This window comes from Mesorhizobium sp. YL-MeA3-2017, assembly GCF_030814575.1.
GTDB lineage: Bacteria > Pseudomonadota > Alphaproteobacteria > Rhizobiales > Rhizobiaceae > Mesorhizobium > Mesorhizobium terrae.
In genome coordinates this window covers 3,130,385-3,150,799 of record NZ_JAUSVH010000001.1, presented here as the reverse complement: position 1 = coordinate 3,150,799, position 20,415 = coordinate 3,130,385, and the positions used below count along the sequence as shown (strand labels likewise).

The window sequence follows — 20,415 nt, the reverse complement described above, 5'->3', positions numbered from 1 at the left end:
GCCCACTTCGATCGGGCACTGGCGCGACCGGTGCTTGTGCGGCCGAACGGGTTCTGCGACAAAGCTCCCTGTCATGCCTCCGCATCCTGGTTTTCTTGATTTTCCCGCGCATCTGCCCGACGGCGCACAGCCGCGCATGGTGCTGTTCGGCGCGCCGCATGGCAGCACCTATCCCGGCGCCGACCCTTCGGGTTTCGCTGGCGCGGCGGCCGCTATCCGTGCCGCCAGCCAGGGCGACGTGCAATTCCTCGACAGCTTTGACTTCGACTTCGGCGGCCCCCTCTTCGCGGGCCATGAACCCTGCTGCGTCGATACGGGCGACCTGCCAACATCCGTCGCCGACAATGCTGGCAACCGCAAGCTGATCGAAGACAAGACGCGCGCCATCCTGGCTAGCGGCGCCACGCCGCTGATGATCGGGGGCGATGATTCAGTGCCCATCCCCTTCTTCGCCGGCTTCGCTGATCATGGCCCGATCTGGATCCTGCAGATCGACGCCCATATCGACTGGCGCGACGAGCGTTTTGGCGAACCCCTAGGTTATTCCAGCACGATGCGCCGGGCGAGCGAGATGCCGCATGTCGCCGGCATCGTGCAGGCGGGCATCCGGGGCGTCGGCAGCGCCAGGCCGCGCGAGGTCGAGACCGCCAGGCGCTGGGGCGCCTACCTCGTCACGGCCAGGGAGATCCATGCCGAAGGCATAGAAGCCGCCCTCAAGCACATACCGGCAGGTGCCAGCGTGGTCGTGACCCTCGACTGCGATGGGCTCGATCCCAGCGTGACACCGGGCGTCGCCGGCCGTGCACCGGGCGGGCTGACCTACCAACAGGCGATCGGGCTGATCGAGGGGGTGAGCCAGCGCGGACGCCTTGCCGGCTTCGACCTTGTCGAGTTCTACACGCCCGCCGATGTCGACGGCATCACGGCGCTCACCGCCGCGCGTCTTGTCGTGAATGCGATCGGCCGTATCGTCAGGCAGACTTGAACGGGTATGTTGGCGCGTGACGCGCCCACTGACATCCGTCCGCGCGACACCGCTTGACTGCGTCGCGAAATATGGAATAAATATTTCATACTTCTCTTTTCTGGTTCTTTCGTTCCGAAACTGGTGCGGCCGCATACGACCTCCGGCGCACCTACCGACGAGGTTGTCATGACAGTGCGTTTTGGTCTTCTTGGCGCCGGCCGCATCGGCAAGGTGCATGCACGGGCGGTGGCCGCGAACCCGCAGGCAAAGCTGGTGGCGGTGGCCGACGCCTTCGAGAAGGCCGCGAAGGAAATCTCCGCCGCCTATGGCGCGGAAGTCCGCTCCATCGAGGCGATCGAGAAGGCCGCCGACATCGACGCCGTCATCATCTGCACGCCGACCGATACCCATGCCGATCTGATCGAGCGTTTCGCCAAAGCCGGCAAGGCGATCTTTTGCGAGAAGCCTGTCGACCTCGACGCCAAGCGCGTCGAGAAGTGCCTGGCCGTGGTCGACAAGACCAAGGCCGTGCTGATGGTCGGCTTCAACCGCCGCTTCGATCCGCACTTCGCCGCCGTGCGCAAGGCGATCGACGACGGCGCCATCGGCAAGGTCGAGCAGGTGGTGATCACCTCGCGCGACCCCGGTGCGCCGCCGGTCGACTACATCAAGCGCTCGGGCGGCATCTTCCGCGACATGACCATCCACGACTTCGACATGGCGCGCTTCCTGCTCGGCGAGGAGCCAGTGGCGGTGTCGGCGCACGCTTCCGTGCTGGTCGACAAGAAGATCGGCGAGGCCGGAGACTTCGATTCCGTCAGCGTCATCCTGGAAACGGCGTCCGGCAGGCAGGCGATCATCTCCAATTCGCGCCGTGCCACCTATGGCTACGACCAGCGCATCGAAGTGCACGGCTCGAAGGGCATGGTGGCCGCCGAGAACCAGCGGCCCGTGTCGATCGAAGTGGCCAGCGAGAAGGGTTATACGCGGCCGCCGCTGCACGACTTCTTCATGACCCGCTACATCGACGCCTACGCCAACGAGATCGCCGCCTTCATCGCCACCGTCACCAAGGGCGCCAAGGCTTCGCCGTCCGGCACCGACGGCCTCGCCGCGCTGAGGCTGGCCGATGCGGCGCTCAAATCCGCGAAAACCGGCAAGGCGGTCCAGGTCAAGCTCGATTGAGGACGACGCCATGGCCACGCAGTTGAAATTCGCGTTGAACCATATGGCAGCGCCTCGGATCGACTGCCGGCGGTTTCTCGATCTCGCAGCCTCCCTCGGTGCTGTCGGCGTTGAACTGCGCAACGACCTGGCGGACAAAAAGCTGACCGATGCCGCCTTCTTCGACGGCGACGCGCCGGCGACGGTGGGTGACTATGCCCGGTCCAGGGGCCTGCGCCTTCTCGGTCTGTCGGAAGCATATGGGTTCAACGCGTGGTCCGAGGCGATGCGCGCGAAAGTGCAGTTGCTGATCGATCAGGCTGTCGAAGCCGGCGCGGAATCGATCAGCCTCATCCCGCGCAACGATGCCCCGCGCTATGCCGAAGGCGAGCGCGACGACGCGCTGCGCAGCTCGCTCGGCGAAATCCTGCCGATGCTGGACCGGGCGAATATGATCGCGTTCATTGAGCCGCTGGGTTTCGTCACCTCGTCGCTGCGCCACAAGGCCGACGCCATCGCCGCCATCGAGGCGGTCGGCGGCAGCGAGCGCTACAAACTTGTGCACGATACCTTCCACCATCACCTTGCCGGCGAAAGCGAGTTCTTCCCCGCCTATACCGGCATCGCCCATATCTCCGGCGTCGTCGATCCAACGCTCAAAGTCGAGCAGATGCAGGACGGACACCGCATCCTGGTCGACGACCGCGACCGGCTCGGCAATGTCGGCCAGATAAGGGCGCTGCTTGATGCTGGGTATGACGGCGCGTTCTCCTACGAGCCTTTCGCCGCCGAAGTGCACGCACTGGCCGATCCGGAGCCGGCACTCGCCGCCAGCATGGCATTCATCGCCACGCGGGTGTGAGAAGCGATCGTCTGAATAGCTGGATGGGATTTAACGCCCGCTTGCCCGCGCACCTGGAAATACCGTCGGCGACGGCTTGCCGATTTTTGGGGCCGATTTTTGGAGCCGATTATGGGGCGTGACATGCGCCCCTACTTTCACTATAAAGCGCGGCATGATCCACCTGTCCGCCTCGTTTTGGTACTTTAGCTACTGCAGCTCGCTGGCGGCGGGAGGATTGCGCTCGATCTGAAGATTGCAGCATCAACATCCGAACAGCCGCCAGACCTGGCGGCTTTTTTGTTTCAGCCGGCAGGTCCCCAACCAGGAGCAGAATGCCGTGTTGACCACCACAGACGACCTTCGGGTCAAGGAACTCAAGGAACTGAGCACGCCTGACCAGGTGATGCAGGAGATACCGCGCACGCTGACGGCGACACGAACCGTCACGGCGGCGCGTAACGCCATCCATGCCGCCCTCACCGGTGCCGACGACCGACTGGTCGTCGTGGTCGGCCCCTGTTCGATCCACGACCCCGCGGCCGCGGTGGACTATGCCAGCCGTCTGGCGGCGCTGCGCGACAGTCTGTCGGACCGGCTCGAGATCGTCATGCGTGTCTATTTCGAAAAACCGCGCACCACGGTCGGCTGGAAGGGCCTGATCAACGATCCCGACCTCGACGGTTCCTTCAACATCGACAAGGGGCTGAGGTTGGCGCGCAACGTACTGGCCGCGGTCAACAATCTCGGCCTGCCGGCGGCGACCGAGTTCCTCGACATGACGACGCCGCAATACATCGCCGACCTCGTCTCCTGGGGCGCGATCGGCGCGCGCACCACCGAGAGCCAGATCCATCGCGAACTGGCATCCGGTCTGTCCTGCCCGGTCGGCTTCAAGAACGGCACCGACGGCAATCTGCGCATCGCCGCCGAAGCGGTGAAGTCGGCTGCGCAGCCGCACCATTTCATGGCGGTGACGAAAGGCGGGCGCAGTGCGATCGCGGCGACCACCGGCAATGAGGACTGCCATGTCATCCTGCGCGGCGGGCAAACCCCCAACCACGACGCGGCGAGCGTCGAGGCCGCCTGCCTGGAACTTGGCCGCATCGGCGTTGCGCCGCGGCTGATGATCGATGTCAGCCATGCCAACAGCAACAAGAAGCCGGAAAACCAGCCGAAGATCGCGGCCGATGTGGCCAACCAGGTTGCGACGGGCGACGGACGCATCATCGGCGTCATGATCGAGAGCAATCTGGTCGCTGGCCGCCAGGACGTGGTGCCCGGCAAGCCGCTCGTCTACGGGCAGAGCATCACCGACGGTTGCATCGACTGGGCAACCACCGAGACCGTGCTGCAGGGTCTGGCCGAGGCGGTCGAACAACGCCGGGCGACGCGGCGCGCGATGATCGCCAAGCGCCCGGGAGCGGCGTAACCGTGGCGACAACCACATGCGGGGAGCGGGTTTTGCCACTCCCCGCAAATGGGAACGGCCCTAACGCACGTTCACCCAGCGCTTTTCCTCGAACGAGCGTGCCATGGCATGCACGGTGCGCTCGATCTCCAGCCCTTCGTCGAATTCGATGAGGTTGGCCGGCTTGCCCTCGATGCGTCGGATCAGTTCGCGACACTCGATCGTCTTGAGATCGTTGAAGCCCAGGCCATGGCCGGGCGCCGGAATGAAGCGGTCATAGGGCTTGTGCACGGGCGCGGCCAGGATGGTGCGGTAGCCCTGCTCGGTCGGCCGGTCGGAGGTGACGTAGAGTTGGAATTCGTTGAATCGTTCCTGGTCGAACAGGATCGAACCTTTCGAGCCAAAGATCTGCACGGCGATACGGCCCTTGCGCCCCCAGGCCGAACGGTTGACCAGGAGCGTGCCCGAGACGCCGTTGTCGAGATGGATCAGCACGCTCGCTATGTCATGGGTCTCGACGGGGCGGCGGCCACCATCGGCCACGGCACGGTCGGCATAAGGTCTAGACATGTCGCACATGACGCTGGCGACGCGGCCGAACAGCGCCTTGACCAGCGACAGCGGATGCACGGCGAAGTCGTCGAGCGCGCCGTAGCCGGACGTCGCCGCATGCTTCCAGTTGAACGGCGCTTCCGGGTCGGCCATGAAGTCTTCGTCCATCTCGACGCGCAGATGGTTGACCTTGCCGATGACGCCTTCGCCCAGCAGCGTCGCGATGTGCCGGATCGCCGGGCTCTGGATGTAGTTGTAGCCAAGCACTGCTGCCTTGCCGGAGCGGCGGGCCGCCGCCAGCATCGCCTCGGCCTCAGCGAAAGCCGGCGCCATCGGCTTCTCGCACCAGATATGCTTGCCGGCTTCGAGTGCGGCGATTGCCATCTCGGGATGGAACTGGTTCGGCGTTGTGATGGAGACGACGTCGACAGAAGGGTCCTCGATCACCGCACGCCAATCGCCCGACCCCTTGTCGAAACTGAATTCGTCGGCGCGCTGCTTCGCCAGCTCGGCGCTAGTTTCGGCAAGATGGACCAGCCGCACCGGCCCGACATCTCCAAACACGGTGCGCACGGATGTCCAGGCCATGGCGTGACACTTGCCCATGAAACCGGTTCCGATCAAACCGACGCCAACCATGCGATTTCCTCCCAGACGATGATGATGTGAACCTATTAGTCCATTTAATTCAAAAATGGAATGTATGATCCATTTCTTGTGGCAATTCACAACGGGAGCGCTATGCTCTTGCGATCAGGGACGGAACAGGGGATTCTCGGCACCATGAACCCTCGCCTGCCGCAAGACTACGAATCGCTTCGCAACCTCGTTCTTGAGAAGCGCTCGGCGCTACCCAAGCGCATCGCCCAGATCGCCGCCTACGCGCTCGACAACCCCGACGAGATTGCCTTCGGCACGGCGGCGAGCATCGCGGCCTCTGCCGGCGTGCAGCCCTCGACGCTGATCCGCTTCGCCCAGTTCCTCGGCTTCGACGGCTTCACCAGCCTGCAATCGGTGTTCCGAGAGCGGATGCGAGAACGGACGGTGTCGTATGAGGACCGGCTGAAGGCGCTGCGCGGCGGCGGTGCCACCCAGAACCGCGCCATCTTCGACGGCTTCGTGGAATCCGCCACCCGCTCCCTGGAAGCGGTATCGCGCTCGTTCGATGACGGCATGCTCGACCGCGCCGTGGATATCCTCGCCGGAGCCGAGACCATTTATCTTCTGGCCCGCCGCCGCTCCTATCCGATCACTTCCTATATGGCCTATGCGCTGGGCAAGCTGAAGATCCGCTACATGCAGGTCGAATCCGCCGCCGGCTTCGACCCCGAGATCATGTCCTTCGCCTCGCCGAAGGATGCGCTGGTGGCGATCAGCTTCTCGCCCTACGCCTCGGCGACGGTCGATCATGCACGCATACTGGCCGAGCAGGGCGTGCCTGTGGTGGCCATCACCGACAGCGCCTTTTCGCCGCTTGCCCAGTCCGCCAAGGTCTGGTTCGAAGTGGCGGAAGCTGACTGCGCGGGCTTCCGCTCGCTCTCGGCCACCATGGCGCTGGCCATGACATTGGCGGTCGCCGTCGCCGAACGGCGCAGCTGACGCAGGCTGCAAAATCAGAATGGGAATGCGTATTCCATATTGACTATGGAATGGAATTAACATTTCATATTAGGGACAATGATGGCGCCTTTGCGCGCCGACAGCCTTTCGTGTGAGGGAGAAAAGCATGGCGAGCCCCCGCGGTGCCGGCAAGGCGCTGGACGTCATCACCATCGGCCGCGCTTCGGTGGACCTCTACGGCCAGCAGATCGGTTCCAGGCTGGAAGACATCGCCTCCTTCGCCAAGTCGGTCGGTGGCTGCCCCGCCAACATCGCCGTCGGTACGGCGCGGCTCGGCTTGAAGTCGGCGCTGTTGACGCGTGTCGGCGACGAGCAGATGGGCCGCTTCATCCGCGAACAGCTGCAGCGCGAGAAGGTCGATGTCGCGGGCGTCCACACCGACGCTGAACGGCTAACCGCGCTGGTGCTGCTTTCGGTCGAGGACGAGGGTGTCTCGCCGATGATCTTCTATCGTTCCGACTGCGCCGACATGGCGCTGGCGGAAGACGACGTCGATGAAGCTTTCGTGGCCTCGGCGCGCGCCATCGTCGTCACCGGCACGCATTTCTCGCGGCCGAACAGCGACGCCGCCCAGCGCAAGGCGATCCGCATCGCCAAGGCCCATGGCGGCAAGGTGGTGTTCGACATCGATTACCGGCCGAACCTGTGGGGCCTGGCCGGCCACGCCGAGGGTTTCGGTCGTTATGTCAAATCCGATCGTGTCTCGGCGCAATTGAAGCTCGTGCTGCCCGATTGCGACCTGATTGTCGGCACCGAGGAGGAAGTGTTGATCGCCTCCGGCGAAAGCGACCTGCTCACGGCGCTGAAGACCATTCGCAAGCTGTCGGCGGCCACCATCGTGCTGAAGCGCGGCGCCAAGGGCTGCATCGTCTATGACGGGCAGATCACCGACGATCTCGAGGACGGCGTCGTCGGCGACGGTTTTCCGATCGAGGTCTACAACGTGCTCGGCGCCGGCGATGCATTCATGTCGGGTTTCCTGCGCGGCTGGCTGGGCGGCGAAAGCTTCGCCACCGCCGCGACCTGGGCCAACGCCTGCGGCGCCTTCGCAGTGTCGCGCCTGTTGTGCGCGCCGGAATATCCGACCTTTACCGAGCTGCAATTCTTCCTGAAGAACGGCTCGAAACATCTGGCGCTGCGCAAGGACGAAGCGCTGAACCATGTGCACTGGGCAACCACCCGGCGACGCGACATCCCGCTTTTGATGGCACTCGCCTGCGACCACCGCGTGCAGCTGGAAGACATCGCCGCCAAGACCGGCGCGGATCCTGCGCGCATCAACGCCTTCAAGGTGCTGGCGGTGAAGGCCGCGGCACAGGTGGCCGCCGGGCGCGACGGCTACGGCATGCTGATCGACGAAAAACACGGCCGCGAGGCGATGTTCGAATTCGCCCACCACCCCTTCGCCTGGCTCGGCCGCCCGGTCGAGCTGCCAGGCTCGCGACCACTGCGTTTCGAGTTCAGCCAGGACATCGGCTCGCAGCTGGTCGACTGGCCCGTCGACCACTGCATCAAGTGCCTGTGCTTCTATCATCCGGACGACCCGGAAGCGCTGAAGAAGGAACAGCAGGAGAAGCTTCGCACCCTGTTCGAGGCCGCGCGGAAGGTCGGCAGGGAATTGCTGGTCGAGATCATCGCCGGCAAGCACGGCAAGGTCGACGACACCACCATTCCGCGCGCGCTGCAGGAGCTCTATACACTCGGCATCAAGCCTGACTGGTGGAAGCTGGAGCCGCAGGCTTCGGCCGGCGCCTGGGCCCGGATCGAGGAGACCATCGTCGGCAACGACCCGTTCTGCCGCGGCGTCGTGCTGCTCGGTCTGGAGGCGCCGCTCCCCGAACTGGAGGCAGCCTTCGCTGCTACCGCCAATGCCCAGATCGTCAAGGGTTTCGCCGTCGGCCGCACCATCTTCATGCATGCCGCCGAGCAATGGCTGGCCGGCAAGATGAACGACGCGCAGGCTGTCGACGACATGGCCGGGCGTTTCGAGGAACTGACCACGGCGTGGCTTGCCGCGCGCGGCCGCAAGGCAGCATAGAAGGCCGGGAGGAGAGACGACATGAGCAAGACCGTTCGCCTGACGATGGCGCAGGCGTTGACCCGCTTCCTCGCCGCCCAGATGACCGTGATCGATGGCGAAAAACTGCCGATCTTCGGCGGGGTGTGGGCGATCTTCGGGCACGGCAATGTCGCCGGTATCGGCGAGGCGCTCTACCAGCATCGCGACGATCTGCCGACCTTTCGCGCCCACAACGAACAGGCGATGACGCATGCGGCGATCGCCTACGCCAAGGCGAACTTCCGCCGTCGCTTTATGGCCGCAACCAGCTCGATCGGGCCCGGTGCCGTCAATATGGTGACGGCTGCGGCACTCGCCCATGTCAACCGGCTGCCCGTATTGCTTTTGCCCGGCGACGTCTTCGCCAACCGCGTGCCCGACCCGGTGCTGCAGCAGGCCGAGGACTTTTCCGACGGCACGGTTTCGGTCAATGACTGCTTCCGCCCGGTCTCGCGCTATTTCGACCGCATCACCCGGCCCGAGCAGATCATTCCGGCGCTGGCCCGCGCCATGCAGGTGCTGACCGATCCGGCCGAGTGCGGACCGGTGACGCTGGCGCTGTGCCAGGACGTGCAGGCCGAAGCCTATGACTATCCCGAAAACTTCTTCGCCGAGCGCGTCTGGCATCTGCGCAGGCCGCGACCGGACCGCGCCGAACTGGCGGCGGCGGTCAAGGCGCTGAAAGCTGCCCGGAAGCCGCTGGTGGTCGCCGGCGGCGGCGTGCTCTATTCAGGCGCCTCCGGCGAACTGGCCATGCTTGTCGAAGCGGCGGGCATCCCGGCCTGCGAAACGCAGGGCGGCAAGTCGTCGCTCGCCGACACCCATCCGCTCAACATGGCGGCCGTCGGCGTCACCGGTACTTCGGCCGCCAACCGGCTGGCCGAGGAGGCCGACGTGGTGTTGGCGGTCGGCACCCGGCTGCAGGATTTCACCACCGGCTCCTGGGCGCTGTTCCAGAATTCGTCCAAGACCATCATCGGCCTCAACGTCCAGCCTTTCGACGCTGGCAAGCACCATGCACTGCCGCTGGTGGCCGATGCCGCCGAAGGGCTGGCCGAACTGGCGGCCGGACTGCAAGGCTGGAAAGCGCCGGCCGACTGGACGGCCAATGCCGCAGCCGGCAAGAAGGCCTGGCAGGCCGAGGCCGCCAGGGCGACCGCACCCACCAATGCAGCCTACCCTTCGGACGCGCAGGTGATTGGCGCTGTGCAGCGCGCCATGGGCTCCAGCGTCACCGTGCTGCATGCGGCCGGAGGCCTGCCGGGCGAACTGCACAAATTGTGGCAGGCCGGCGCGCCGGGCTCCTATCATGCCGAATACGGCTTCTCGACCATGGGCTACGAGATCGCCGGTGCACTCGGCGCCAAGATGGCGCGGCCCGAACAGGAAGTCGTCGTCATGCTGGGCGACGGCTCGTATCTGATGCTCAATTCCGAGATTGCCACCTCGGTGATGCTCGGGCTCAAGCTCACCATCGTTTTGCTCGACAACCGCGGCTATGGCTGCATCAACCGGCTGCAGATGGCGACCGGCGGCGCCAACTTCAACAATCTGCTGAAAGACTCGCGCCACGAGACGCTGCCGGACATCGACTTCGCCGCCCATGCCACCAGCCTCGGCGCAATCGCCGAGAAGGTCTCCTCGATTGCCGATCTGGAGAACGCGCTTGAGAAGGCGAAGAAAAACAGCCGCACCACGGTCATCGTGATCGACACCGACCCGCTCATTTCCACCGAGGCCGGCGGCCACTGGTGGGATGTCGCGGTGCCGGAAGTCAGCACGCGCAAGGAAGTCAACGCCGCCCGCAAAAGCTATGAGGAAAAGCTCAAGCTGCAGCGTGTCGGCGACTGAGGCCGCAATACGAATTCGAGACCTGGAGACCGACGACGTGAAAGCCAAACTGGGCATGTCCCCCATCGCATGGTGGAACGACGACCTTGCCGAACTGAGCGACGACGTTTCGCTGGAGGAATGCCTGCGCCAGTCGCGTTCAGCCGGTTTCACCGGCATGGAGCAGGGCCGTCGCTTCCCGACCACGCCGCAGGAAATGCTGCCGATCCTGAAGGCGGCCGACGTGACGCTGTGCGGCGGCTGGTTCTCCGGCACGCTGGTCAACGAAGACCTTGCCGCCAACAAGCGCCGCATCCAGCCGATGATCGACCTGTTCAAGGCGGTCGACGCGCCCTGCATCGTCTATGGCGAGGTCGGCCGCTCGATCCAGGGCGACCGCTCCAAGCCGCTTGCAACCAAGGCCGTGCTTTCCGGCGACGAGATGAAGGCCTATGCCCGCAAGCTGACCGAATTCGGCGAATGGTGCGCCGGCCAGGGCATGCCGCTCGCCTACCATCATCACATGGCGGCGGTGGTGCAGTTCGAGCATGAGCTCGATGCCTTCATGAACCATTCGGGCGAAGGCATTCCGCTGCTGCTCGACGCCGGCCATCTGGCTTTCGCCGGCGGCGATGTGCTGCGCGCCATCGACAGGCACCACAAGCGCATCAGCCATGTGCATGTGAAGGATGTGCGCATGGATGTCATCAAGGGGCTCGACTGGACGAAGCAGTCCTTCCTCGATGCGGTGGCGCTCGGTGCCTTCACCGTGCCTGGCGACGGGTCGCTGGATTTCGGCGCGATCGTGCAGAAGTTCGCCGACCATGGATATGAGGGTTGGTTCGTCGTCGAGGCTGAACAGGACCCGAAGAAGAACCCGCCGCTGAAGATGGCGCAGGTCGGCCACAAGGAATTGATGCGGGTGATGACGGCAGCCGGCTATACGGTCGAGACGCAAGGTTTTCCGGTAGCCTGAAGCTGGCGACGCGCCCAGCCGCATGGCCACGGTCGTGACGCTGGCCCGGCCCGGTTCGCCTGCTATAGAGACTGGAAGGAAGCCCGGCGCGTAAAGTGCGGGTCAAGCGGGAGCCGCGATGATCAAAGACAACCAGCATCCCTTCTTCCGGCCGCTCTGGCGACGCCTTGTCGTGATCGCCGTCTGTGCCATCTGGGCGGCCATCGAGTTCGCCGCCGGCACGCCGTTCTGGGCCACGCTCGCCGCCGGCATGACCGCCTATGGCGTTTGGACCTTCCTGATTAACTACAAGCCGGTGGACGAGCCCGCACCGCCACCCGGCGACGACAAGGACTGAGTGAGGAGACGACCATGTCCAAGCTTCTGGTGAAGGCCAAGAAAGGCCACGGCCGCGTTGCCCACGTCACGCCTGAGACGGCCGGCTGGACCTATGTCGGCTTCGACCTGCACCGGCTGGCACCGGGACAGAGCGCGTCGGGCGCCACCGGCGACCGCGAGGCCTGCCTTGTGCTCGTAACCGGCAAGGGCAAGGCGACGGCGGGCGGCGACGATCTCGGCCTGCTCGGCCAGCGCATGTCGCCCTTCGAGGGCAAGCCGTGGTCGGTCTACGTGCCGCAGGGCTCGAACTGGTCGGTGACGGCGGAAACCGAACTGGAGCTCGCAGTGTGCACGGCGCCGGGTCTCGGCGGCGGCTTGCCGGCGCGGGTGATCAACCCCGACGAGCTCGGCCAGGAGGTGCGCGGCAAGGGCACCAACACCCGCTACGTCACCAACATCCTGCCGGAAGGCCAGCCGGCGGATTCGCTGCTGGTGGTCGAGGTGATCACACCCGGCGGACACACGTCGAGCTACCCGCCGCACAAACACGACCAGGACAATCTGCCGGCGGAATCCTATCTGGAAGAGACCTATTACCACCGGCTCAACCCGCCCCAGGGTTTTGCTTTCCAGCGCGTCTACACGGACGCCGACGACAAAGGCGTGCGGGCGCTCGACGAGGCGATGGCCGTGGAGGACGGCGACGTGGTGCTGGTGCCCAAGGGCTATCACCCCTGCGCCGCCTGCCATGGCTACGATCTCTATTATCTCAACGTGATGGCCGGGCCGAAACGGACCTGGAAGTTCCACAATGCTGTCGAGCATGAGTGGCTGGTGGGGAAGTGAGGCAGTCGGCAGTCGAAACTGTTCTCTCGTATTCAGCGACAGCAACTGATGATCGGAATACCCGCCATAGCGTCGTCGTTCCACGACTGCCGACTGCCTATTCCCGACTGCCTAACCAACAATCCTGAGCATGTGATTGTCCCAGACATAGTCCGGCTCGCTGACGGTTTCGCCGTCCGGCTTGACGATGGCGCCGGCGCCGGTGGTGGCGAGGAAGCCGGCATGGTCGGGTGCCAGGCCGCAGACCTCGGTCAGGTTGCTGGTCTTGGTCACCTTGCCGCTCGCCGCCTCGATGACAACGTAGGAATTGCCCTGCGGTGACGACACCGCCACCGTGCCGGTGACGGGATTGGCGGCCACCGAGCCGATATAGTTGCGGAAGCCGGTCAACACCTCCTTCGGCATGTCGAGCAGCGCCAGTTCCTTGCCGCGCTCGGCGCGGCCAACCAGCAGCGGTTGTTCCGTCGCCGGGCCGCGGTGCTGGCAGCCGAACCAGATCGTGCCCCCGGCATCGATGTCCATGTGGCGGATGGAAAGCTGGTGCAGGGCCGGCGGCAATTCGTGCTTCTCGATCAAGTCACCGGTGACACGGTCGACCAGCACGAAGGACGGCTTCATCGTGGCGATGTTGAGCTCCGAGCGGCCGAAATCGGGATGCGTTTCGATGCCGCCATTGGCGACCGCGATGGTGCGCCCGTCGCCGAGCAGCAGCAACTCGTGCGGACCGACGCCATAGGTCGGGAATTCGCCGACGCGCTTGAACCCGCCTTTGGCGTCGTAGACGCCGACAACGCCGGCGGCATTGTCGAAGTCGTTCTCGGTGGCATAAAGCAACGCGCCATCGGCCGAAAAGACGCCATGGCCGAAGAAATGCCGGCCGGTCACACTGGCAATCGTCAGCGGCTCGTTGCGGCCCTTGTGGTCGAACACCATGGCGAAGGTGCCCGGCTGGCGGGCAAACACCACGGAGCGGCCGGAGACCGGATCGAAGGTGACGTCATGGCCGCGCTCTGGCAGCGCCACTGAATGCAGAACCTTGCCGGCTTCCGAAAGCACCGCCGCGCCGAAGGAACCGTCGCGCTTGACGAAAGCCGTGGCGAAGACGGCATCGGTCTCCAGCGTCGCTGCCCAGGCCTTCGGGGCCATGACTGCAGCGAAGCCGGCGCCGGCAGCCCTCAGGAAGTCGCGGCGGTCGATGAGCGGCGTGCGCATGGCGGCCGCTCAGTCCCCGTCCAGCGAGGAAAAACCGGCGGTCAGGCCGAACTCGGCGGTCAGCCGGGTGCCGAAAAGGTTGGTCAGGCTGCTGGTGATCAACGCGAAGCGTTCCAGAAGCGCGCGTCGTTTGGGATCGGCCAGCACCTCGGCGATCGGCCCCTTGACCTCTTTCGCCTCGCCAACGGCGTTGCGCAACTGGATATGGATCGACTCGGCGATCCAGCGCGTGTCCTGCGGCAGCGCATCGCCGAGCTTCGAGGCCTCGAACAGCCGATCCATGCCGTCGAGATTGGCGGCCAGCGAGGCCCCGGTCAGCTCGGAGCGCCAGAAGATCGCCTGCTTCGGCTTGTCGGCATCTGGCGTGTCGCCGTAAAATCCCTTGAGGCGCTGGTCGCGCAGCAATTCCAGCCCGTTGATGAAGACACCCAGCAATTCGGTCACCGCCTCGCCGCCATCACGGTAGAGCGGGTTGTTCGGCCCGGTGTTAGCCCATTGCGCGGCGAAGCCGTCGGGCTTTGCCCAGGCGGCGCTGACATCGGCCGCGATCGTCTCGATGTTGCCGGCGACGGCCGCGCCGAAGGCGCAACGAGAGGCGCCGTCCTTGCCGGCCAGCTTCTCGGCGTCGGTGCCATGGAGCACGAACTCCAATGCACCCAACCCCTGCATAGCGACGCTCTTGCCGGCGATCGCCACCGGGTCGGCAAGCGTGGCATCCTTGGATGCGATCGCCGCCTGCACCTGCTTCAGGCCAAGTCCCTTGCGGTCGGGCCAATACAACATGCGTTCCAGCCGGTTGTTCTCGGCGATCGGACCGAAGCGGATGATTTCCACCGTCGACCAGGCGCCGACGACACCGGCGAATTCGGCGCGGGCCGCATCGAGCCCTTGCTGCGAAGGCGCCGCGCACAGCGCCTTCATCGCCTTGGTGGCGGCGGCGGTGTGTTCTGCCAGCGAGGCGTAGGCCGGGCGCACGAAACCATCGACGGCGCGGTTGATGACGTCGGCGGCCTGCACCGCCGCGGCGGCCGGTTTTACGCCGACCAGCGCCAGCGGCAGGACAAGGGCAACGGCAAGGCGCTTCAGCATCATAGCGACTCCAGGAATTTGATTAGCGCGGTGCGCTCGTCGACACCCGCCACGGCAAAGCGGTCGCGCGCCTTCTTGCCTTCGCCGCCATGCCACAGGATGGCCTCGGCCAGATTGCGGGCGCGGCCGTCATGCAGGAAGAAGGTGTAGCCGTTGACGCGCTGGGCGAGCCCGATGCCCCACAATGGCGGCGTGCGCCAATCGCTACCGCTGGCATCGCCTACGGCCTGGCCATCGGCCAGGCCCTCGCCCATGTCGTGCAGCAGGAAATCAGAGTAAGGCCAGATGAGCTGGAAAGACTGCGCCTTGTTCGGCGCGTCGCGCCGGGTGACGAATTTCGGCGTGTGGCAGGAGGCGCAACCCATGTCGTAGAAGGCCTTCTTGCCGGCCAACACCTCGGGCGCGGCGACGTCGCGGCGCGCCGGAACCGCGAGGTTCTGCGAATAGAAGGTGACGAGGTCCATAATGGGATCCGGTGCCTCGACCGGGCCCAGCCGCTCCTGCACGCCGTTCGGCATGGCCAGGCAGGCCTTTTGCGCCGGAGTGCAATCGCCCCAATGCTGCGGCACTTCCGGCGTCGAAATGCCGATGTCGCCGGCAAACGCGTCCGCCGATTGCTGGCGGATCGACGGCGTCTGCGCCTTCCAGCCGAAACGGCCGAGCGCCAGCTTGCCGCTCAACTCGTCGCGCACGATGTTCGGGCGGCCGGCTATGCCGTCGCCGTTGCGGTCGTCGGGATCGGCATTGGCGAGGATGTCGGCGGGATGGATCTGCTCGACCAGGCCAAGGCCTATCATCGCCGGCGTCATGCGCGGCGACAACGTCGTGTGCGGGTCCATGGGACCGTAGCCGAGACTGTCTACCGCGTAGCTCGGCTTGCGCAGCGACACCACCGTGCCGTCGCCGAGCGTGACCGGCTGTTCGGTATAGGTGACACGCATGCGGCCTTCGCCGACGAGACCCGGGACGGCGAGTTCCTGCAATTGCTTGCCATAGACCGGGTCGGGGAAGTTCAGCACCTTGCGGTCGGCGCGCAGCGCCTTTTCCTCGTCGGTGCCGGCCTCGCGCGCCAGGCGCAGGAACATCGACGTCGTGCCCTCGTCGCCCATCGGCGGATGACCACGACCGTCTTTGAGATGGCAGTTCTGGCAGGCGCGTTCGTTGAACAGCGGCCCGAGCCCATCGGATGCCTGGGTTGAAGACGGCGACGACACCCAGACCTTGGTGAAGAAGCCATTGCCGATCTTGAAGGTGCCCTCTTCCTCGAAGGTGAGGTTGGCCGAAGATTGCGAGAAGGAATCGGCGGTGACGCGTTTCTTCGTGGTGCCGGCGCCGCCCTGCATCAGCTCGAACGCTTCCGGCTTGGAAAAGTCGGTGGTGGGTTTGGTGATGGCCTCGACGCGCGCGCGGTCGGCAGCCGTCAGGTCGGCGCGGCTGGTGGGAAGGTCCGGCGTTTCCGGCGAGCCGGCAGCGGCCGGCAGGGTAAGAAAAACAACCGCGCCGAGAACCGCCGGCGCGGCGATCCTGCCGCCGAGGCGACAGCCATGCCCCGCCGCGACAGCGGCGGAGGAGGCGAGCAGGAAACGCACGCGGCGCAACAAATCTATGGTGCGCCGCATATGCGCATGTCCTATTCCGCTTCGTTGGCCGCGTCTGCGTTGAGCAGGCCGTATTTCTCTTCACCGATCGAGGCGAGCAGGTCGAGCTGGGTTTCGAGGAAGTCGATATGACCTTCCTCGTCGGCCAGCAGTTCCTCGAACAGCTTCATGCTGACATAGTCGCCGGCCTCGGAGCAGATCTCGCGCGACTGCTTGTAGGAAGCGCGGGCGTCATACTCACCGGCAAGGTCCGATTCCAGCACTTCCTTGACGTTCTGGCCGATGCGCAGCGGCGCCACCGACTGAAGGTTTGGATGTCCCTCCAGGAAGATGATGCGCGCAACCAGGCGGTCGGCATGTTGCATTTCCTCGATCGATTCCGCCCGCTCCTTCTTGGCGAGCTTGGTGTAGCCCCAGTCCTCCAGCAGGCGATAATGGACCCAGTACTGGTTGACGGCGCCGAGCTCGAGGAAAAGAGCCTCGTTAAGCCGCTCGATGACCTGTTTTTCGCCTTTCATGGGTTCTGCTCCCGTATTGGACGCGCAGATCTCTGACGCGATCCAGATGTGAAACGATGTCCACGCCGCCCGCCTCCGAACGAGCGTGGTAGTTTTCGGTTACCCGAATGATCGTTTCCACCACATTTGGGAAGCAGCCGCAACAGCGACCGCGCATGCGCATGGAATGATAGACCTTGGCCGGGACAATGAGTTGCCACGGGTCCTGATCCAGCAGCTCGATGATGGCCTGCTCGATCTCCTTCTCGGTGATTATGTTGCAGTGACAGATCAACATGTCCGGTTCTGGATGGCTGGCTGCGCCCTCCGGCGCCGCGTGGCTTTCTGGGTTTTGTTTGGCGTCCGCGACGGCGGGCGCCGTCTTCCTACTTGAACACCTTGTCGGGCGAATCGAGGCTGGCGGAGCCTTCGAAGGCGATGGCATCGAGCTTCAACGTCGCCACCACGCGTTCGATCGACTTGGTCTGGTCGACCAGCGCGTCGATCGCCGCTTGCACGGTGGCGTTGCCTTCGGTGTTGCCTTCGCCGATCTGCTGGTCGTAGGCCTCGCCTGCCTCGGCGCGCGCCTTGATGGCTTCCATCTTGGCGACACTGGTGTCGAGCTTGCCGGCGAGTTCCTTGTCGAGCGCCGGGTCGGCTGCCTTGACCATGTCGGAGACCGACGGGCCGGAGACGGTCGAACCGTCGAGGCGCTTGTACTGCGCCCGATAGGCGTCGCGGATACCGATCGCGTCATAGAGATGCGAGTTGTGGGTGTTGTCCGAGAAGCAGTCGTGTTCTTCTTCCGGATCGTGCAGCAACAGGCCGAGCTTCATGCGCTGCCCGGCCATTTCACCGTAGGACAGCGAACCCATTCCGGTCAGGATCGCCGAAACGCCGGCCTTGGGATCGCCTTCGACGAGGGTCTTGCGCGCCGCGCCGCCTTCCTTCCAGTTGCCGACCATCTCTTCCAGATCCGAGACGATAAGGCCGGAAGCCGACTTCAGATATTCGGCGCGGCGGTCGCAGTTTCCACCGGTGCAGTTCTTGATGTCGTAATCAGTGAACGGGCGGTTGCCGGCACCGGGGCCGGTGCCATTCAAGTCCTGACCCCAGAGCAGGAATTCGACGGCATGATAGCCGGTGGCGACGTTGGCCTCGATGCCGCCGGCTTCCTGCAGCGTGCTGGACAGGAACTCGGGCGACAGCTTGGAAGCATCGACCTTCTTGCCGTTGATCTCGATCGACTTGTTGGCGATGACATTGGCCGTGTAGAGCGCGTTGGTGTCCGACTGCGTGCCGTAGCTTGCTGCGACATAGTCGATCAGGCCTTCGTCCAGCGGCCAGGAATTGACGCGGCCTTCCCAGGCATCGACGATCGGGTTGCCGAAGCGGTAGACCTCGGTCTGCTGATAGGGCACGCGAGCGGCCTTCCAGGCGTCGCGCGCGGCATTCAGCGTTTCCTGCGAGGGCTTCGCGATCAGCGCTTCGACGGCGGTATCGAGCGTCTTGGCCGTGGTCAGCGAGTCCTCGTATTTGGCCAGCGCGATGTCGGAATAGGTCTTGAGCACCGCCTTCGGGTCGGTCTCGGCCTTGGCTGGCAACGCAAAAATAGCCGTGGTCAGCGCCAGCGTGGCGGCGACCGCGGCCAGCTTGCCGCCATAGCGCACCGTCAGCTTCGTATTCTTCATTTCAATCGTCTCCCTCGGGACTATCAACGAATAACCGCCCGGCGCGAGCAGGAAAGCCCAGCCGACAGACGATGCAAACTGTGTGAGAAGGTCGCGCGGACGCTGCGACGCCTGTCGCAGGAAACCGACCGAAAGATCGCCGAAAGGCGCGGCGCGCGCTGAAAAACCACCGGAATGCCTCCAATCGAACGGGTTCAAGGCCCAGACATCAAAGGAATGCGCTCGACGCGCGAGCCTCCATAAACCGACGGAACTGGCAAAAGTCAATGCAAATCGACAATAAATCCAATCAAAACAATAGTTTAGAATTATTCTAAACTAGAACGATCAAGTTTACGTCCTGACGACCGCGGCGGCGCCCACATTGACAAGCCGCTGTCCAGGGTGCGACCCCGGCATGGCCTCTTGCGGCGGAAGTGGACAATCGCCACCTGCCGGCAAGCCATAGGATCGGAGCGAAGGCGGGTTGCGATGAAGAATGGAGTGGTCATTGTCGGGGCGGGCCATGCCGGCGTGCAGGCCGCGGCCAGCCTGCGCGAGGAGGGCTACGAAGGCCCGGTCGTGCTGGTCGGCGACGAGAAGGACTGGCCTTATCACAAGCCGCCGCTGTCGAAGACCTTCATCAAGGACGGCGAGGCCAAGCCGCAGCCGCTGCGCGGCGACACCTTCTTTTCCGGCCATAACATCGATTTCCGCCCCGGCATCCGCGTCGAGCGCATCGATCTTAGCCAGCGCCGGCTCGACATTGCCGGCGGTGATGCGCTGCCCTTCGACCGGCTGATCCTGGCCACCGGCTCGCGGCCGCGGCCATTGCCCTTGCCCGGCGCCGACCTTGCCGGCGTCGTTTCGCTGCGCTCGCTGGACGATGCGCGCGCCATCCGCGACCTCAGCGCTTCGGCCAGCGACGTCGTCATCCTCGGCGGTGGCTTCATCGGGCTGGAGATCGCCGCGACCCTTGCCGCCGGCGGGCGCAAGGTGACCGTGATGGAGGCCGCCGACCGCGTGCTCGGCCGCGCCATCGCCCCGGTCATCGCCGGCCATGTCCATGACAGGCTGGTCGGTGGCGGCGTTCGCATCCTGACCGGGACGACGGTTTCCAGACTGGAGGGCGACAACGGCCGCGTCGCCGCCGCCGTCACTTCGACCGGCGAACGGCTGCCGGCGCAGCTCGTCATCATCGGCGTCGGCGTGGTGCCCAATGTCGAGCTGGCGGAGGCTGCAGGTATTGTGACCGGCAACGGTATTCGCATCGACCAGCATATGCGCAGCTCGGTGCCCGAGGTGCTGGCCATCGGCGACGTCGCCAACTACCGCCATTGGGCGACCGGCGGCGACGTCCGGCTGGAATCGGTGCAGAACGCCACCGACCAGGCCAAGCTCGCTGCGCGTACCATCCTCGGCCACGCGGATGCCTATGCGGCGGTGCCGTGGTTCTGGTCCGACATCGGTGACATGAAGCTGCAGATGGTCGGTCTGACCGGCGGCTCCGACCAGTGCGTCGTGCTGGGCGACGCCGCCGAAAACAAGTTCTCCGTCTACCACTATGCGAATGGCCGGCTGATCGCGATCGAGTCGGTCAATCGCCCGGGCGACCACATGCTCGGCCGCAAGATGCTGGGCGCCGGTTTCTCGCCAACACCGGACGAAGTGGCAGGCGGCCCCGACGCGATGAAAGCGGCGCTGGCGGCCTTCCAGCAAAGCGAGCCGGCCGCCTAAGTCACTTCATTGCCGGGCCAAAGGCCTC

The 20,415-nt window shown here is 64.9% G+C and carries 18 protein-coding genes; 11 read left to right on the top strand and 7 right to left on the bottom strand.

Annotation, left to right across the window (positions count from 1 at the left end; translation table 11 throughout):
• Positions 1 to 73 precede the first annotated feature (73 nt).
• The 4 genes from QFZ88_RS15120 to QFZ88_RS15105 all read left to right on the top strand — a co-directional run bounded on the left by QFZ88_RS15120 (position 74) and on the right by QFZ88_RS15105 (position 4,404).
• Positions 74 to 985 (top strand): arginase family protein, encoded by a 912-nt coding sequence (locus tag QFZ88_RS15120; protein WP_024924290.1) that lies wholly within the window; start codon positions 74 to 76, stop codon positions 983 to 985.
• Between the two features lie 168 nt (positions 986 to 1,153).
• Positions 1,154 to 2,152 carry an inositol 2-dehydrogenase gene (iolG, locus tag QFZ88_RS15115; protein WP_024924291.1) on the top strand — a complete coding sequence of 333 codons (999 nt, stop codon included), beginning with the start codon at positions 1,154 to 1,156 and terminating at the stop codon, positions 2,150 to 2,152.
• Between the two features lie 10 nt (positions 2,153 to 2,162).
• Positions 2,163 to 2,993: a TIM barrel protein gene (locus QFZ88_RS15110; RefSeq protein ID WP_024924292.1), complete on the top strand. Its 831-nt coding sequence runs from the start codon at positions 2,163 to 2,165 to the stop codon at positions 2,991 to 2,993.
• Between the two features lie 319 nt (positions 2,994 to 3,312).
• Positions 3,313 to 4,404 (top strand): 3-deoxy-7-phosphoheptulonate synthase, encoded by a 1,092-nt coding sequence (locus tag QFZ88_RS15105; protein ID WP_024924293.1) that lies wholly within the window; start codon positions 3,313 to 3,315, stop codon positions 4,402 to 4,404.
• 60 nt (positions 4,405 to 4,464) lie between these two features.
• Here QFZ88_RS15105 and QFZ88_RS15100 read toward each other — a convergent pair whose 3' ends face one another.
• A complete protein-coding gene (locus QFZ88_RS15100; RefSeq protein WP_024924294.1) occupies positions 4,465 to 5,574 on the bottom strand; it encodes a Gfo/Idh/MocA family protein in 1,110 nt (369 codons plus the stop codon).
• Positions 5,575 to 5,718: 144 nt separating this feature from the next.
• Between QFZ88_RS15100 and QFZ88_RS15095 the strand changes: the two genes are divergently transcribed.
• The 6 genes from QFZ88_RS15095 (at position 5,719) to iolB (ending at position 12,584) form a co-directional block, all read left to right on the top strand.
• A complete protein-coding gene (locus QFZ88_RS15095) occupies positions 5,719 to 6,534 on the top strand; it encodes a MurR/RpiR family transcriptional regulator (protein ID WP_036253373.1) in 816 nt (271 codons plus the stop codon).
• Positions 6,535 to 6,661: 127 nt separating this feature from the next.
• Complete coding sequence (gene iolC / locus QFZ88_RS15090; protein ID WP_024924295.1) at positions 6,662 to 8,593, top strand: bifunctional 5-dehydro-2-deoxygluconokinase/5-dehydro-2-deoxyphosphogluconate aldolase; 1,932 nt, start codon at positions 6,662 to 6,664, stop codon at positions 8,591 to 8,593.
• 21 nt (positions 8,594 to 8,614) lie between these two features.
• Positions 8,615 to 10,465, top strand: coding sequence for a 3D-(3,5/4)-trihydroxycyclohexane-1,2-dione acylhydrolase (decyclizing) (gene iolD, locus QFZ88_RS15085; RefSeq protein ID WP_024924296.1), 1,851 nt, complete (start codon positions 8,615 to 8,617; stop codon positions 10,463 to 10,465).
• 37 nt (positions 10,466 to 10,502) lie between these two features.
• Positions 10,503 to 11,420, top strand: coding sequence for a myo-inosose-2 dehydratase (iolE, locus tag QFZ88_RS15080; protein ID WP_024924297.1), 918 nt, complete (start codon positions 10,503 to 10,505; stop codon positions 11,418 to 11,420).
• Between the two features lie 121 nt (positions 11,421 to 11,541).
• On the top strand, positions 11,542 to 11,757 hold the full coding sequence (locus QFZ88_RS15075) for a hypothetical protein (RefSeq protein ID WP_024924298.1): 216 nt from the start codon (positions 11,542 to 11,544) through the stop codon (positions 11,755 to 11,757).
• Positions 11,758 to 11,771: 14 nt separating this feature from the next.
• A complete protein-coding gene (gene iolB / locus QFZ88_RS15070) occupies positions 11,772 to 12,584 on the top strand; it encodes a 5-deoxy-glucuronate isomerase (RefSeq protein WP_024924299.1) in 813 nt (270 codons plus the stop codon).
• A 111-nt stretch (positions 12,585 to 12,695) separates the two neighbouring features.
• On the opposite strand, the gene QFZ88_RS15065 is transcribed toward iolB, so the two are convergent.
• The 6 genes from QFZ88_RS15065 to QFZ88_RS15040 all read right to left on the bottom strand — a co-directional run bounded on the left by QFZ88_RS15065 (position 12,696) and on the right by QFZ88_RS15040 (position 18,671).
• Positions 12,696 to 13,796 (bottom strand): DUF1513 domain-containing protein, encoded by a 1,101-nt coding sequence (locus QFZ88_RS15065; protein WP_024924300.1) that lies wholly within the window; start codon positions 13,794 to 13,796, stop codon positions 12,696 to 12,698.
• Positions 13,797 to 13,805: 9 nt separating this feature from the next.
• Positions 13,806 to 14,885 (bottom strand): imelysin family protein, encoded by a 1,080-nt coding sequence (locus QFZ88_RS15060; RefSeq protein ID WP_024924301.1) that lies wholly within the window; start codon positions 14,883 to 14,885, stop codon positions 13,806 to 13,808.
• Positions 14,885 to 16,504: a di-heme oxidoredictase family protein gene (locus QFZ88_RS15055; protein ID WP_024924302.1), complete on the bottom strand. Its 1,620-nt coding sequence runs from the start codon at positions 16,502 to 16,504 to the stop codon at positions 14,885 to 14,887. The genes QFZ88_RS15060 and QFZ88_RS15055 overlap by 1 nt, the downstream gene beginning before the upstream one ends.
• An 11-nt stretch (positions 16,505 to 16,515) precedes the next feature.
• Complete coding sequence (gene bfr / locus QFZ88_RS15050; protein ID WP_024924303.1) at positions 16,516 to 17,001, bottom strand: bacterioferritin; 486 nt, start codon at positions 16,999 to 17,001, stop codon at positions 16,516 to 16,518.
• Entirely contained in the window at positions 16,967 to 17,278 is a 312-nt protein-coding gene (locus tag QFZ88_RS15045; protein ID WP_081766875.1) for a (2Fe-2S)-binding protein, read from the bottom strand. Before QFZ88_RS15045 ends, bfr begins: the two co-directional genes overlap by 35 nt.
• A gap of 88 nt (positions 17,279 to 17,366) precedes the next feature.
• Positions 17,367 to 18,671: an imelysin family protein gene (locus QFZ88_RS15040; RefSeq protein ID WP_162835304.1), complete on the bottom strand. Its 1,305-nt coding sequence runs from the start codon at positions 18,669 to 18,671 to the stop codon at positions 17,367 to 17,369.
• 471 nt (positions 18,672 to 19,142) lie between these two features.
• Between QFZ88_RS15040 and QFZ88_RS15035 the strand changes: the two genes are divergently transcribed.
• Positions 19,143 to 20,387, top strand: a complete 1,245-nt coding sequence (locus QFZ88_RS15035) for an NAD(P)/FAD-dependent oxidoreductase (protein WP_024924306.1) — start codon at positions 19,143 to 19,145, stop codon at positions 20,385 to 20,387.
• The last annotated feature ends 28 nt before the right edge of the window (positions 20,388 to 20,415 follow it).

Excerpts from the sequence above, each read along its gene's own strand:
- QFZ88_RS15120 (WP_024924290.1), top strand. The coding sequence starts at position 74 with ATGCCTCCGCATCCTGGTTTTCTTGATTTTCCCGCGCATCTGCCCGAC.
- iolG (WP_024924291.1), top strand. The coding sequence starts at position 1,154 with ATGACAGTGCGTTTTGGTCTTCTTGGCGCCGGCCGCATCGGCAAGGTG.
- QFZ88_RS15110 (WP_024924292.1), top strand. The coding sequence starts at position 2,163 with ATGGCCACGCAGTTGAAATTCGCGTTGAACCATATGGCAGCGCCTCGG.
- QFZ88_RS15100 (WP_024924294.1), bottom strand. The coding sequence starts at position 5,574 with ATGGTTGGCGTCGGTTTGATCGGAACCGGTTTCATGGGCAAGTGTCAC.
- QFZ88_RS15095 (WP_036253373.1), top strand. The coding sequence starts at position 5,719 with ATGAACCCTCGCCTGCCGCAAGACTACGAATCGCTTCGCAACCTCGTT.
- iolC (WP_024924295.1), top strand. The coding sequence starts at position 6,662 with ATGGCGAGCCCCCGCGGTGCCGGCAAGGCGCTGGACGTCATCACCATC.
- iolD (WP_024924296.1), top strand. The coding sequence starts at position 8,615 with ATGAGCAAGACCGTTCGCCTGACGATGGCGCAGGCGTTGACCCGCTTC.
- iolB (WP_024924299.1), top strand. The coding sequence starts at position 11,772 with ATGTCCAAGCTTCTGGTGAAGGCCAAGAAAGGCCACGGCCGCGTTGCC.
- QFZ88_RS15065 (WP_024924300.1), bottom strand. The coding sequence starts at position 13,796 with ATGCGCACGCCGCTCATCGACCGCCGCGACTTCCTGAGGGCTGCCGGC.
- QFZ88_RS15060 (WP_024924301.1), bottom strand. The coding sequence starts at position 14,885 with ATGCTGAAGCGCCTTGCCGTTGCCCTTGTCCTGCCGCTGGCGCTGGTC.
- QFZ88_RS15055 (WP_024924302.1), bottom strand. The coding sequence starts at position 16,504 with ATGCGGCGCACCATAGATTTGTTGCGCCGCGTGCGTTTCCTGCTCGCC.
- bfr (WP_024924303.1), bottom strand. The coding sequence starts at position 17,001 with ATGAAAGGCGAAAAACAGGTCATCGAGCGGCTTAACGAGGCTCTTTTC.
- QFZ88_RS15045 (WP_081766875.1), bottom strand. The coding sequence starts at position 17,278 with ATGTTGATCTGTCACTGCAACATAATCACCGAGAAGGAGATCGAGCAG.
- QFZ88_RS15040 (WP_162835304.1), bottom strand. The coding sequence starts at position 18,671 with ATGAAGAATACGAAGCTGACGGTGCGCTATGGCGGCAAGCTGGCCGCG.
- QFZ88_RS15035 (WP_024924306.1), top strand. The coding sequence starts at position 19,143 with ATGAAGAATGGAGTGGTCATTGTCGGGGCGGGCCATGCCGGCGTGCAG.